The organism is Brevibacterium sp. BRM-1, from assembly GCF_026802075.1.
In the GTDB taxonomy this organism is placed as follows: Bacteria; Actinomycetota; Actinomycetes; order Actinomycetales; family Brevibacteriaceae; genus Brevibacterium; species Brevibacterium rongguiense.
The window spans coordinates 993,030-1,006,498 of the sequence record NZ_CP113788.1 but is presented as its reverse complement, the minus strand read 5'-3'; the positions used below and the strand labels follow the sequence as shown (position 1 = coordinate 1,006,498).

At 71.6% G+C, this 13,469-nt stretch carries 12 protein-coding genes and 2 tRNA genes; 10 read left to right on the top strand and 4 right to left on the bottom strand.

Going from position 1 to position 13,469, the window contains the following annotated elements; translation table 11 throughout:
• Window positions 1-166: 166 nt before the first annotated feature.
• The 5 genes from BRM1_RS04415 (at window position 167) to BRM1_RS04395 (ending at window position 4,478) form a co-directional block, all read left to right on the top strand.
• The gene (locus tag BRM1_RS04415) at window positions 167-1,942 is read left to right on the top strand and encodes a type IV secretory system conjugative DNA transfer family protein (protein WP_268528685.1); all 1,776 of its coding nucleotides are present in this window, start codon (window positions 167-169) and stop codon (window positions 1,940-1,942) included.
• Window positions 1,943-2,016: 74 nt separating this feature from the next.
• Complete coding sequence (locus BRM1_RS04410; protein WP_268528682.1) at window positions 2,017-2,475, top strand: single-stranded DNA-binding protein; 459 nt, start codon at window positions 2,017-2,019, stop codon at window positions 2,473-2,475.
• 44 nt (window positions 2,476-2,519) lie between these two features.
• Window positions 2,520-3,053 (top strand): hypothetical protein, encoded by a 534-nt coding sequence (locus BRM1_RS04405; protein ID WP_268529700.1) that lies wholly within the window; start codon window positions 2,520-2,522, stop codon window positions 3,051-3,053.
• Entirely contained in the window at window positions 3,050-3,265 is a 216-nt protein-coding gene (locus BRM1_RS04400) for a helix-turn-helix transcriptional regulator (protein WP_268528679.1), read from the top strand. The genes BRM1_RS04405 and BRM1_RS04400 overlap by 4 nt, the downstream gene beginning before the upstream one ends.
• A gap of 43 nt (window positions 3,266-3,308) precedes the next feature.
• Window positions 3,309-4,478, top strand: a complete 1,170-nt coding sequence (locus BRM1_RS04395) for a tyrosine-type recombinase/integrase (protein ID WP_326958065.1) — start codon at window positions 3,309-3,311, stop codon at window positions 4,476-4,478.
• A gap of 208 nt (window positions 4,479-4,686) precedes the next feature.
• Here the strand turns inward: BRM1_RS04395 and BRM1_RS04390 are convergent.
• Both BRM1_RS04390 and BRM1_RS04385 read right to left on the bottom strand, forming a co-directional pair.
• Window positions 4,687-4,760: transfer RNA gene (locus BRM1_RS04390), tRNA-Pro, on the bottom strand.
• 102 nt (window positions 4,761-4,862) lie between these two features.
• Window positions 4,863-4,933 (bottom strand) — tRNA-Pro (locus BRM1_RS04385).
• 355 nt (window positions 4,934-5,288) lie between these two features.
• Between BRM1_RS04385 and gcvH the strand changes: the two genes are divergently transcribed.
• From gcvH to BRM1_RS04360, 5 genes are all read left to right on the top strand, one after another.
• Complete coding sequence (gene gcvH / locus BRM1_RS04380) at window positions 5,289-5,693, top strand: glycine cleavage system protein GcvH (RefSeq protein WP_268528673.1); 405 nt, start codon at window positions 5,289-5,291, stop codon at window positions 5,691-5,693.
• Window positions 5,693-6,766, top strand: coding sequence for an FHA domain-containing protein (locus BRM1_RS14050; protein ID WP_442864343.1), 1,074 nt, complete (start codon window positions 5,693-5,695; stop codon window positions 6,764-6,766). The genes gcvH and BRM1_RS14050 overlap by 1 nt, the downstream gene beginning before the upstream one ends.
• A gap of 10 nt (window positions 6,767-6,776) precedes the next feature.
• Window positions 6,777-7,259, top strand: a complete 483-nt coding sequence (locus BRM1_RS04370; RefSeq protein WP_268528670.1) for a bifunctional nuclease family protein — start codon at window positions 6,777-6,779, stop codon at window positions 7,257-7,259.
• 126 nt (window positions 7,260-7,385) lie between these two features.
• Window positions 7,386-8,783, top strand: a complete 1,398-nt coding sequence (locus tag BRM1_RS04365; protein WP_407925024.1) for a class II 3-deoxy-7-phosphoheptulonate synthase — start codon at window positions 7,386-7,388, stop codon at window positions 8,781-8,783.
• 2 nt (window positions 8,784-8,785) lie between these two features.
• Window positions 8,786-9,919 carry a threonine aldolase family protein gene (locus tag BRM1_RS04360; RefSeq protein WP_268528665.1) on the top strand — a complete coding sequence of 378 codons (1,134 nt, stop codon included), beginning with the start codon at window positions 8,786-8,788 and terminating at the stop codon, window positions 9,917-9,919.
• Between the two features lie 32 nt (window positions 9,920-9,951).
• Here the strand turns inward: BRM1_RS04360 and BRM1_RS04355 are convergent, their stop codons facing one another.
• Together BRM1_RS04355 and BRM1_RS04350 are read right to left on the bottom strand one after the other, a co-directional pair.
• Window positions 9,952-12,099, bottom strand: coding sequence for a protein kinase domain-containing protein (locus tag BRM1_RS04355; RefSeq protein WP_268528662.1), 2,148 nt, complete (start codon window positions 12,097-12,099; stop codon window positions 9,952-9,954).
• The gene (locus BRM1_RS04350; protein WP_268528659.1) at window positions 12,093-13,319 is read right to left on the bottom strand and encodes a LysM peptidoglycan-binding domain-containing protein; all 1,227 of its coding nucleotides are present in this window, start codon (window positions 13,317-13,319) and stop codon (window positions 12,093-12,095) included. The genes BRM1_RS04355 and BRM1_RS04350 overlap by 7 nt, the downstream gene beginning before the upstream one ends.
• Window positions 13,320-13,469 lie beyond the last annotated feature (150 nt).

Below are 13,469 nucleotides of genomic sequence, written 5' to 3'. Positions count from 1 at the left end.
GGCCCGTCGCAGTCGCGATCATCACCGGCCACACCGACGCCGCGCACACCGGCACCGCCCGCGCCCTCATCGACCCCGCCAACCCGATCCCAAACCAGGCGACGGGACGGGTCGAGGTGCTGCTGTTCGGGCGTATCTCGGGCGCGACGGTGATCCGGCGGCTGCCATGATCCAGGGACGGCAGACCGGATCGTTCGGAGACGAGCTGACCAACGCCGCCATGATCGGCCTGGTCGCCCTCTTCGGAGTCGCGCTCGTCCTCCGCGCCGCCGGAACGATCACCGCATGGCTCACCGGCACCCCTCAACCCCAAGGCGGGCTCGCGGCCGGGGTCGGCGTCCTGTTCCATCCCGGCGACCCCGGCACCGCGCTCGACGCGGACGGCCTGAACCCGGTCGTCTATTGGATCGTCACCGGGGCCATGCTCGCGCTTCTCATCGCGCTGGTGGTGTTCGTGTGGGTGCGGGTACGCCGCTACACACACCGGGCCGAGCAAGACCCGCGCCGGATGGCCGGGATCGCAACCCGCCACGAAGTCGCCACCGCGGCATCGGAGAAGGCGCTGCTGCGTAGGGCCGGGAACCTGCGCCCCGGCCGGACCGACCCGAAGCCGCACGATGTCGGCTACCGGCTCGGCGCGTCGAAAGGGGTGGGCGTGTGGGCGTCGGTGGAGGACTCGATCATGGTCATCGGGCCGCCCCGCTCAGGCAAGGGCCTGCACCTGGTGATCCCGGCGATCCTCGACGCGCCGGGTGCCGTCGTCGTCACGAGCACCCGGCCCGACAACCTGACCGCGACCATGCGCGCCCGCCGCCGAATCGGCCCAGTGGCGATCTTCGACCCCCAACATCTCGCTGAGGGGCTACCGGCCGGGTTGCGCTGGTCGCCGATCCGGGGGTGCGAGTCGCCCCAGACAGCGATGATCCGCGCTACCGGCCTCGCCGCCTGCACCGGCCTCTCTGCGGGCGGGGTCGATTCCGGCGGGTTCTGGGAAGGCAAGACCCGCGCCGCACTCCAAGCCCTGCTGCACGCGGCGGCGATCGACAACCGGCCACCCGCCGAACTGTTCCGCTGGACCCTCGACCCCACCGCCGCCGCGGATGCAGTGGCGATCCTGACCGGCTCCACCCGCGCCGCGACCGGATGGGCCGAATCGTTGGAGGCGATGATCGACTCCGACCCCCGCACCCGCGACTCCATCTGGCAAGGCGTCTCCCTCGCCCTCGGATCGCTGGCCGACCCGCGAGTCCTCGACGCCGTATCCCCGGCCGAGGGAGAGGGCTTCGACCCCGAAGCGTTCATCCGCGACCGCGGCACCCTGTTCCTGTTGGCGACCGGCTCGGGTGCCGGGGCATCTGCCGCTCTGGTCGCGGCATTGGTGGAAGACCTCATCGAGACTGCCCGCCGCCTCGCCGCCCGCTCACCGGGCGCCAGGCTCGATCCGCCGCTGCTGCTGGCGCTGGACGAGATAGCCAACCTCTCACCCCTGCCGTCGCTGCCGACGCTGATGGCCGAAGGCGGCGGGTCGGGCATCACGTCCATGCCCGTGTTGCAGTCGCTCGCGCAGGCGCGGGACAAATGGAACGAGCACCAGGCCAACGCGATCTGGGACGCCAGCATCGTGAAAGTCATCCTCGGCGGTGCGTCGAACTCCCGCGATCTGCAAGACCTCTCCGCGCTGGTCGGGGAACGTGACGAGTACACCGACTCCGTGACGCTGGGCGATCACGGCACCCGATCCAACCAAAGGTCCGTGCGCCGCGTCCCGATCTTCCCGCCCGACCGCATCCGCCGCCTGCCCTTCGGCACCGGCGTCGTGCTGCTGCGCTCCGCACCACCCATCGTCACCGACCTGCACCCCTGGCCCAGCCGCTCAGACGCCGGGCGACTCGCCGGCGACCGCAAAGAGATCGAAGCACTCCTGCGCCGCACCGGCACCTGAAACCCGGAGGCGGTCCGCGCACCTTCCCGTCACAGCGGCCGCATCGGGCCGCATGGCAGAAGGGAAACACGATCATGGCCATCCACACGCAGGAATCCGTGTCCGGGTTCGTCGCATCCGACCCGCAACTCACCCAGACCACCAAGGGCGACCCGCGCCTGTACCTCCGGTTCGGGCAAGAGCACTACCGCCGCGAAGACGACGGGAGCTTCACCCAGTTGGAGACCACCTTCCACAACCTGGTCATGTTCGGCCGATCTGCCGAGCACGCTGACGTCCGCTTCGCGAAGGGCGACAACTTCGTCGCCGAGGGCTACATCCGCCCCGTCAACTACGAACGCGACGGTCAGACCGTCAACGATGAAGAGTTCGTCGCCAAGAAGATCGGCCACGACCTCGCACGTACCCGCTACGACGTCGACCGTACGCCGCGGCGCGGCAGTGCTGAACGTGAGGCGCCTGAGCGTGATGCGTCGGCTTTCGCGTCCGAGCGGGGCGCCCAGCGCGGGGTCGCCTCGGCGATGGGGCTGTGAGGCCGATCGTGGACGACGGGCGCGAGACAGCGGTACCACCGGAGATGGACGGGCCGGACGACGATGACCTCAACGATCCCCTGATCCCGGAGCCGCCACATCCGATCAACTGGAACCTGCTCACGGCTGAGGAGGCCGAGGTCGAATGGCTGGAGCTCAACCGTTGGGTCGACTGGCTCCGACACACCTATGGGCTCCCGGCCTCGGTGATCCCACCGGCCTGGCATCTGCACCCCGAACTCGTCTGGGAGCTGTCAGCGCTGCATCTGCATTGGCTCTGCGCCTACGACCCCGAGCAGAACGGGTCCGCGCCTTTGGGCTGGCATCGCGACTTCGTCGATGCGCGTATGAGGCTCCGCGACTGGGTCGCCGCGAGCGGTACCCGACTCGACCGCGACCGCCCCACACGCCGGGCGGTCTGGCCGGGCGAAGAGCCCGGAGGTCCCATTGAGGACACACCGATCGTCGATCGCGACGCCGAGTTCGTTGAGTTCGTGTTGGCCGACGTGCAGCGCCGCCGCGACGTGGAGGATGCGTTCTACGCCAGCCTCGACAGGGACACCGGAGAACTCCCGTGAGCGAGAGCGCGGAGACGCTGCTCGTGTCGCCCCTGATGTACAGCCGGGAGGTCGCCGCGTACTTGAAGGTGTCGGAGTCCACGCTGTCGCGGTGGCGATCCGCAGGGAGCGGGCCGCCGTTCTTGCGGCTGGGCGGGATCGCCCGTTATCGGCTCGACGCCGTCGACCGTTGGTTGGACGAGTTGGAACTCGACCATGCCCCGGAGAGCTGAGCCGCTGCCGAAGGCGGAGCCCAAACCGGTGCCGCCCATCGGTGTGAAGCTGTCCACGGACATGGAGCGCCGTTCCTACGGCATCCGCGCCCGCGCCCGCTGGACGGACCCGATCAGCAAGCGGCGCGTGATCCGCACCGAAATCGTGCAGGACGAGGCCGCGGCGCACGCCTTCTTCGACCAACTCCGCAACTCCTCCGCCAAGGGCATGGACGTGTCCATGACCCTGTTGGAATTCGTCACCTCCATCGGGGACAGGTGGGCACGCGGCCTCGACCCGACGTCCACGGGGGAGACCTACTGGTACGGGTTGAAGCTGCGGGTGCTGCCCGCCCTCGGGCACTTGCCCGTCTCGCAGATCACAGCCGGGATCATCGACCGCACTATCGACGGCTGGGAGCAGCGCTACGGCGCGTCGACCATCAAGAACCCCATCGCGCCACTCGTGCGGGTGCTCGATGAAGCGGTCCGGGACGGGCTGATCCAGATCAATCCCGCGAAGAATCGGGCGAAGCGGAGTCTGAACCGCAACGCCTTCCGTGGGCAGCCGGCCGCAAAGTCCTCACCGCGCGCTCATGCGATCCCCGACATGAAGACTCTCAACCGGCTCGCCCGGTCCTGCGGGAGGGTGCATCAGTCCTACAGCGATTTCGTGATGCTCGCTGCCCTGCTCGCCGCACGATCCTCGGAGGTGTCTGGGCTCCAGGTCGGGGACGTGGACTTTGGGAAGAACCTCGTCGTGATCCGTCGGCAGACGTTCCCTGGGAAGGGTGGCTTGGTCACCAAGCCGACCAAGAGCCGCAAGGAGCGGAGGGTGCCGATCCTCGAACCGCTCCGCCCTGTCTTGGAACGACTCGTCAAGGACAAACAGCCCGGAGACCAGCTCCTCGTGGGGCCGAAGGGCGGCATCCTCACGACTGCGACCGTGCGCGACGCCACCAACTGGGACAGCATTGTCGCCAAGCTCGGACTGCCCGACCTCACCCGGCACGGGCTCCGGCACACAGGGGCGACCTGGATGGCCGATGCCGGTATCCCGCTGCACGTCCTGCAGGACATCCTCGGGCACGCCTCGATGGAGACCACGCGCGGCTACCTCCACCCCGACGATCGCCACCTGGCCTCCGCCGCCGAGCAGGCCAACGCCTTCCTCTCAGCCGCCGGACAGCGCAAGCACGCCCGGCGCGGCAGCACCCCGTCCAGGGGCCTGTGATGCGGTCAGGGCGCCAGGGCGAGAGTCGCCGAAACCGTTCTGGTCCCCTTTTGGTCCCCTTATCCACAGGCAGCAGCCGGACAAGCAGCACGAAGGCAGTTGGCGCGCCGTCTCGACCGGTCAGGGGGACCAGAGGGGGACCAGACGAAAACGACCCCGAACATGACGAAGCCCAGGTGAGAAACCTACTCTCACCTGGGCTTTTCTGTCGGGATGACAGGATTTGAACCTGCGACCCCCTGACCCCCAGTCAGGTGCGCTACCAAGCTGCGCCACATCCCGTTATTCAGTTGATTTGGACCGAGGAAAGCTCTACTGCACTTAACCCCCAGTCAGGTGCGCTACCAAGCTGCGCCACAGCCCGTGGCATTGATTTTCAGTTGTTCGGGCCGACCGGAGCGAGGTAAACCCCTTGACCCCCAGTCAAGTGCGCTACCAAGCTGCGCCACAGCCCGCGGTCGCGTCGCATCAGCGCCGCGAACCTGGATCACTCTATCCCGAGCGGCGACGGGAGGCAAAACCGGTTGGCCGGCCGGAGGACCGCTGGAAACCTCGGGGCGCCAAGGCGCGCACTGGACGCACGGTGCACGCACCGCGCGGCGTGACGTGCGCCTCAGAATGCGCCCCGCGAACCCGGGTGAGCCTCGCCTCGGGTGGTACCGTTGGGGCACCCCGCACCACCACCGTGCACGCGACGAGCGGCGTCGCCACCTCGGCTCACGTCAGCGGCATGACAAAGCTGTCATGCGAACGACACTTTGCCGAGGTGAGACGTTATGCTTGTGTGACACGAACGTATGAGGAGATGACATGGCCACGCTGGACTACCCGGCCTCGCTCCGGTACTCGAGTGACCACGAGTGGGTCGCGAGCACCGACGATGCCGATGTCGTGCGCGTCGGGATCACCGATTTCGCGCAGGACTCGCTTGGCGATGTCGTCTACGTCGACCTCCCCGCGGTGGGCGACGCCGTCTCCGCCGGCGACGAGTGCGGCGAGGTGGAGAGCACGAAGAGCGTCTCCGACATCATCGCCCCGATCAGCGGCGAGATCGTGAGCATCAACGAAGACCTGGACTCCGCTCCGGAGACCATCAACACCGATCCCTACGGCGCCGGCTGGCTCTTCACCGTCCGCCTGGCCGCCCAGAGCGGGATCGACGACCTGCTGGACGCGGATGCCTACTCCGCCGAAGTCGGAACCGGAGGCGCGTGATGTCGCAGCCGCACAACCCCAACAGCCAGAACCCCTGGGAGAACGCCGAGCAGGCCGCGCGCCCGCACACGTTCCCCTTCGCGGGCCAGTCCGCCGACGCCCAGTCCGGCGCCCAGGATGCCCAAGGGTCCTGGGACCAGGCCCCGCAGCAGCAGGGCTGGGACCAGGGAGCGTCCCAGGGCTGGAACCAGTCCGCTCCCGAGGCGCCCGGCCAGCAGGCCCCCTACGACCAGAACGCCGGCTCCGGCGACCAGGGCTGGGGACAGCCCGGCCCGCAGGGCTCGCAGCAGGGCGGCTGGGACCAGAACAACGCCCAGCAGGGCGGCTGGGACCAGAACGGTGCCCAGCAGCAGGAAGCCCAGCAGCAGGGGTGGGCGCAGCCCGCTCCGCAGGCCCCGCAGCAGGCCGCGCCCTCTGACCAGCCCGCCGAACAGGGGTGGGGGCAGTCCGCGCAGCAGCAGGGCTCCTGGGGCCAGTCGGCCCAGCAGGGCTGGGATCAGCCCGCGCAGCAGGGCTCCTGGGACCGGCCCTCCGACACCGGCGATCAGCCCGCGAATCCGTGGGGCGGCCAGCAGTCGGGGTTCGGCGCGCAGCACGATACCCCGCCGCAGGGCAACCCCGCCCAGCCGGGGACCAGCGTGAACCCGCAGGTCCCGGGCGCGTCCGATGAGCAGGCCGGCCAGCAGGGATCGCAGCAGGGCTACCAGGGCATCCTCGATCCGCGCACCGGTGAGATCCACCCCGTGCCGGACCTCAACAACCTCCACGATTCCGATGCGCTGCTCGTCGTGGTCTCCGGGCCGGACGCCGGTGCGCAGATCCTCCTGGACACGGACGTCGTCACGGTGGGCCGCAGCCCCAACGCGGACATCTTCCTGGACGACGTCACCGTCTCGCGCAAGCACGCGGAATTCGTCCGGACGCCCGCCGGCTTCACGCTGCGCGACACCGGCTCGCTCAACGGCACCTACGTGGGCCGGCAGCTCATCGACTCGATCGAGCTGCAGAACGGGGCGGACGTGCAGATCGGCAAGTTCCGCATGATCTTCCAGCAGCGGCCCCGGACGGCCTGAGCGACGCTCAATGCCAGTCGAACTCGAAGTCGTCGGAATCCGCATCGAGCTGCCGGCCAACCAGCCCATCGTGCTGCTCAAGGCGGTCTACCAGCCGCGCTTCCTGCCCATCTGGATCGGCTCGGGGGAGGCGAACGCGATCGGCATCGCCCAGCGGGGCCTGGAGCCGCCGCGCCCGCTCAGCCACAACCTCATGGCCGACATCATCGCCGCCTACGACGATGAGCTCAAGGAAGTCGTCATCACCGGCCGCGAGCAGCACATCTACTACGCCGAGCTGCGCACCGAGAAGGGCAAGGCCATCTCCGCGCGCCCCTCGGACGCCCTGGCGCTGGCGCTCATCGCCGACTGCCCCGTCTATACGACGGAGGAGCTCATCGAGGAGGCCGGCATCGAGGCCCCCGAGGCCGACGAGGAAGAGGTCGCGCAGTTCCGCGAGTTCCTCGACCACGTCTCGCCGGAGGACTTCGAGGGCGAGGCCGGCCAGTCCTGAGACTCCGCGGCGGTCGCGTGCTGCGCACCGTACGATCGTCTCAGCCCCATGACCCGTGCGGCCAGCGCGCTGCCCCCCGGCGCCGCGCCGCGGACCCAACCGGAGTGAAGAAGAGCAGTGAAGAAGATCAGCAGCATCTACCAGTCGGCCGGGAGCGCGCACGCGAGCGCGGAGACGATCGCCGGGCTCGATGCCTGGCGCTCGCTGAGCCCCCAGCAGCAGCCGGCCTATGAGGATGCCGCGGAGCTCGAGGCCGCGCGCCAGTCGCTCGGCGCCCAGCCGCCGCTCATCTTCGCCGGCGAGGCCGACCGCCTGAAGGACCGGATTGCCGCCGCCTCCCGCGGCGAGGCGTTCGTGCTGGCCGGCGGCGACTGCGCGGAGTCGTTCAGCGGCGCCACCGCGGACAAGATCCGCCGCCGCGTCCAGACCGTCCTGCAGATGGCCGCGGTGCTCACCTACGGCGGCTCGCTGCCGGTCGTGAAGATCGGCCGGATGGCCGGGCAGTTCGCCAAGCCGCGCTCCTCGGACCTCGAGACCCGCGAGGGCGTCACGCTGCCGAGCTTCCGCGGCGACATCGTCAACAGCCACGAGTTCACCCCCGAGGCCCGCCGTAACGACCCGCAGCGCATGCTCACCGCCTACAACGTCTCCGCCTCGACGCTCAACCTCATCCGGGCGTTCACCACCGGCGGCTTCGCGGACCTCCGCCTCGTCCACGACTGGAACCGCGGCTTCCTCACCGCCAACGAGGGCTACCAGCGCTACGAGGCCACGGCGGCGGAGATCGACCGCGCGCTGCGGTTCATGGAGGCCTGCGGGGCGGACTTCGAGGCGCTCAACTCCGTCGAGTTCTTCGCCGCCCACGAGGCGCTGCTGCTCGAATACGAGCGCGCCCTGACCCGCATCGACTCGCGCACCGGCGACCCCTACGACGTCTCCGGGCACTTCCTGTGGATCGGCGAGCGCACCCGCCAGCTCGACTCCGCCCACGTGGACTTCCTGTCCCGCGTGCGCAACCCGATCGGCGTGAAGCTCGGCCCCACCGCCACCGCGGACGACGCGCTGGCACTGGCCGAGAGGCTCGACCCGGACGCCGAGCCGGGGCGCCTGACGTTCATCACCCGGATGGGCGCCGGCGTCATCCGCGAACGGCTGCCCCAGCTGCTGCAGGGGATCGGCGACCGCCTCCCGCACGTCACCTGGGTGTGCGATCCCATGCACGGGAACACGATCACCTCGTCATCGGGCTACAAGACCCGCCGCTTCGAGGACATCATGGCCGAGGTCTCCGGGTTCTTCGAGGCCCATTACGACGCGGGCACCGTGCCCGGCGGGCTGCACATCGAGCTCACCGGCGACGACGTCACGGAGATCCTGGGCGGCGGTGCGCAGATCGACGAGGCGGGCCTCGAGGAGCGCTACGAGACCCTCGTTGACCCCCGCCTCAACCACGACCAGGCCCTCGAGATGGCCTTCCAGGTCGCCGAGTACGTCAGCGCCCACCGGTCAGCGGCCGGCGCCTGAGCATGGGCACCCGGCCGGCCGGCGCCTCGGGCGCGGGGGAGTCGGCAGCCGAGGCGGGCATGGCCCGCGACGGCGCCGAGCGGCCCGCAGCCGAAGTCAGCATCGACCTGCGCTCGGACACCGTCACCCGGCCCGGCGCGGAGATGCGCGCCGCGATGGCGGCCGCCCCCGTGGGCGACGACGTCTACGGCGAGGACCCCACCGTCAGCGCCCTCGAGGAGGAGACGGCCGAGCTGCTGGGCCTCGAGGCCGGCCTGTTCTGCCCCACGGGCTCCATGGCCAACATGCTCGGCATCGCCGCGCTCACCCCGGCCGGGACCGAGGTGCTCGCCGAGTCCCGCGCCCACATCCTGCGCGCGGAGTCCGGCGGACACGGTGCGCTGGCCGGCATCACCTCGCGCACGTGGCGCTCCGACGGCGGGGTGTTCCGCGCGGCCGATGCACTCGACATGCTCAGCCCTCCCGGCTCGCCCATGCTCGTGCCCACGGCCACCGTGAGCGTGGAGAACACCCACAACTTCTGGGGCGGCACCGTGGCCGACCTCGGTGAGCTGCGCAAACTGCGCGCCGCCACCGCGCAGCAGGGCGTGGCCGTGCACCTGGACGGCGCTCGGTTGGCCAACGCGTGGACGGCCGCTGGCGTGGCCCCCTCGGTCTACGGTGAGGTGGCGGACACGATCTCGATCTGCCTGTCCAAGGGCCTCGGGGCACCCGTGGGCAGCGTGCTCGCCGGGTCGGCGGAGACGATCGCCGCCGCGCGCACCCTGCGCAAGCGCTACGGGGGAGGCATGCGGCAGGCGGGCATCATCGCCGCCGGCGGCCTGTTCGCGCTGCGGCACAACGCGGACCGCCTGGCCGATGATCACGCGCACGCGCGGCTCATCGCCGAGGCGATTGCCTCGGCCGCGCCGGGGGCCGTCGATCCCGCGGCGGTGGCGACGAACATCGTCGTGATCGAGCTGGGACAGCGCTGGTCGGCCGGGGGCGCGCAGGCGTTCGCCCGGGACGCCGAGCGCCACGGTGTGCGCGTGTCCGTGCTGGGACCGCACACCGTGCGACTCGTCACGCACCTGGATGTCAGCCGCGAGCAGGCGCAGTACGCGGCCGAGGCGCTGGCCGGGCTCGCCGCCCGCTGAGCGGGCAGCGCGGGCAGCCCGGCCGGCGCCGGCTACTTCTTCGCGGCCATCTTCTTGTCTGCCGCCTTCTTGTCCGCGGCCTTCTTCTTCGCCGCGTCGGACTTCGCGGCCGCGGACTTCTCCGCCTTCTTCTCGTCGGACTTCTCCGGCTTCTTGCCCTTGGAGACCTTGAGGAAGACGAGCGCGTCCTTCTTGCGCTCCGCCCCGGCACCCGGGTACTGGGAGACAACGCTGCCCTTGGCCACGGTGTCGCTGTAGACGTCCTGGCGGGCGACCCGGAAGCCCGCGCCGATGAGCTTGCCGAACGCCGTCTTGTACCCGTACCCCTTGACGTTCGGGATCTCGACGGGCGCCTCGCCCTTCGACACGGTGAGGTCCACCGCGGCGCCCTTGCGCAGCTTGGCCCCGGCATCGTCGGCCTGCGCGATCACGTCGCCCTTCGCGACGGAAGCGGAGTGCTTGGACTTCACGTCCCCGGCCTTGAGCCCCGCCTTGGCCAGCGCGGCCTTCGCGTCGGCCAGCGAGGAGCCCGTGACATCGGGCACCGCGAAGCGCTGGGCGCCCTTCGACACGCGCACGTGGACGGTCGAGTGCTCGGGCAGCGCCGTGCCGGCCTTGGGATCGGTGCCGATGACGGTGCCGGCCTTCGCCGACTCGCTGTACTCCTGGGCCAGCGCCGGCTCGAAGCCCGCGGAGCGCAGCGCCTGCTCCGCCGCCTCGGCCTCGGTCCCCGCCTGCACGGCCGGGACGAGCGGCTTGGCCGGCGGTGTGCTCGTCTGGGCCTCGGTGCTCTCACCATCGGCGGGGTTGGTCAGCGCGATGGCCGACCAGCCGCCCAGCATGACGACCGCGGTTGCCGCGGTGATGCCCAGCGCCCTGCGCGCAGTGCGCCGGCGCCGCCCACCGCCCGCGCCCAAGGCGGGCGCCCGGGTGGCACCCTGTGCCGTCGGCGCGCTGGCCGCGAGCGCTCCCGCGCGCGCACCGTCGTGGTCCTCGGCCGCACCCGCCGGGGCGGTGGCGCGAGCCGGCTCCCCGGTCACGGCGCCGGCCTCGGTGGCCCGGGTTCCAGCCGCAGTCTCGGCGGCGAAGGCGGCCGCGGGCAGTCCGGCGGCTGCGTCTTCGGTCCCCGCCGCGGCATCCTCGGGTGCTCTGGCGGTGCCCGGCTCGGCCGCGGGCTGCGCGCCCTCGGCATCGCCGACGAACGGGATCTCGTCGGTGCGGGCCTTGCGCTCCTTGGGCGCCGGCTGGGCGGGGGGCCGCTCGAGGCCTGCGGTGGGCGTGAGCACTGGGGCGCCGTCGGCGGCCGGCAGCTCTGCGGCGGCGGCCCCGAAGTCGAGGGCGGCCGCGCTCAGCTCCGCGCGCAGCCGGCCGAGCTCGGCGCGGAACGCGGCGGCGTCCGAGGGCCGCTCCTCCGGGTCGCGGGCCGTTGCCCACAGTACGATCGCGTCGAGCTCGGGATCGAGCCCGGGCACCACCGCCGAGGGCGGGGGCACGCGGTCGTGGACGTGGCGGTAGGCGACCTGAATCGGCACCTCGTCCGTGTAGGGCAGCTGCCCGGTGAGCATCTCGTAGAGCATGATGCCCAGCGTGTAGAGGTCCGTGCGGTGGTCGGCGCCCGTGCGCGTGACGAGCTCCGGGGCAACGTAGCCCACCGTGCCGATGAGCGTCTTCGTCGTCGTCGCCGATGTCACGGCGCGCGCCAGGCCGAAGTCCGCGAGCTTGATCTGGCCGTCGGTGCCCAGCAGGATGTTGTCCGGCTTGAGGTCGCGGTGGATCATGTCCGCGCCGTGGACCACCTCGAGGGCGGCGAGGATCGCGTCGGTCACGACGATCGCCTGGCGCGGGGTGAGCCGCCCGCGGTGCTTGAGCTCCTTGCGCAGCGTCACGGACTCGAGGTACTCCATGACGAGGTAGACGACATCGCCGTCGCGCTGCTGATCGTGCACGGCCACGAGGTTGGGGTGCACGAGGCGCGCGGCGTTCTCCGCCTCCCGCTCGAAGCGCTCGACGAAGGTCTCATCGGCGCTCAGATGGCCGTGCATGACCTTGATGCCCACGGTCGACTCCAGCAGCATGTCCGTGCCGCGGTAGACCATTGCCATGCCGCCGCGGGCCGCGACGGTGTCGACGCGGTATCGGCCGTTGAGCAGCTGCCCGAGCAGCGGATCGCGGATCACCATGCGCTCGCCCCGCCGTGCTGCGGCCCGGAGCCGGCCGCGCGCCCCGCCGCGGGGCCGCTGTGCGGCTCCGCGCCCGGCTGGGGCGCGGCCTGGGCGGCGCGCCGGGCGCGCTCGGCGGCCGTGCGCCGGCGGCGATCGGCCGTGGCCTCGACGGCGCGCACGAAGCGCACGGTGTCCGCGGCCCTGCCGTGCGCGGCGACGCTGGCCGCCCCCTGGTAGTAGGCGGCGAGGGCGGCGCCCTCGTCGGCGGCGTCCGCCAACAGGCGGCGCAGGATCGCCAGGCCCGCGACGATGTTGTCCGCGGCATCGAGGATGTTGAGCCGGCGCCCGGTCAGCGCGCAGGCCCACTGCCCGGCCGCGGGCGTGACCTGCATGATGCCGATCGCGTTGACGGGGGAGACGGTGCGGTGGTTGAGGCCCGACTCCTGCTGGGCGAGTGCGAATGCGAGCTCGGGACTGACGCCCAGCTCACCGGCGAGCCGCTCGACGGCGGCACCGGCCCAGCGGACGCTCGGGGCGGGCCGGGCGAGCAGGAGGTGCTTGTTGAGCGCGGCCGCAGCGAGCACCTCGGCCGGGTAGTCCGCGCCCGCGATCGAGGCGGGCAGGGCCGGCAGGTCCGCCGGCGGGGCGGGACGACGGCGCCCGCTCGTGGCCCCGGAGCCCTGCAGCGCGAGCACCTCGCCCACGACGATGAGCGAGGACTCGCCCATCGCGTTGGCTCGGCGCAGCTGGCCGGGCGCGATGCCGTGGGACCAGGCGATCGAGTTGAGCGTCTCGCCCTTGCGCACGCGGTGGCCGGCAGGGCGGGTGGGCGCCGCCTTCTGCGGCAGGGACAGCACCTGCCCGGGGCGCAGCGCGGCGGCCCCGCGCAGCCGGTTGAGCTCGATGAGCGCGGGGGCGGACACGCCGTGCTTCGCGGCGATGGAGAGCAGCGTGTCACCCGTGCGGACCTGGTAGGTCCGCCCCCCGTGGGTGACGGGGACGGCCTCGGAGACCGTGCCGCGGGTGAAGCCGGCCTCCTCGCCGCCGAGCGGCAGGACGGGGTCCGCGCTCGGCAGGAAGGCAGCGGCAGCCGACCGCGAGGCAGGGGAGGGAGCGGGTGCGGCGGGCGCCTCGGGCGCGTGGGCGAAGTATGAGGCGAGCGCGAGCGGCGACTCAGCGGCGGCCGCGCGCGAGCGGCGCAGCCGCGGTGCGGCCGGGTGGCGGGCTGAATCAGTCATGACCTGCAGTCTCGTTAGGGGAAGTCAGTCTGCGCGTGCGCCGCCCGCGCGAGTGCTCGGGCGACGCACCCAGCCTACGGGCGGGCGCGGCCCCGGTGCCTGAGGCGCCGCCCTCGGCGTGTCGGAGGGCACGTCCGCCCGGGCGCGTCC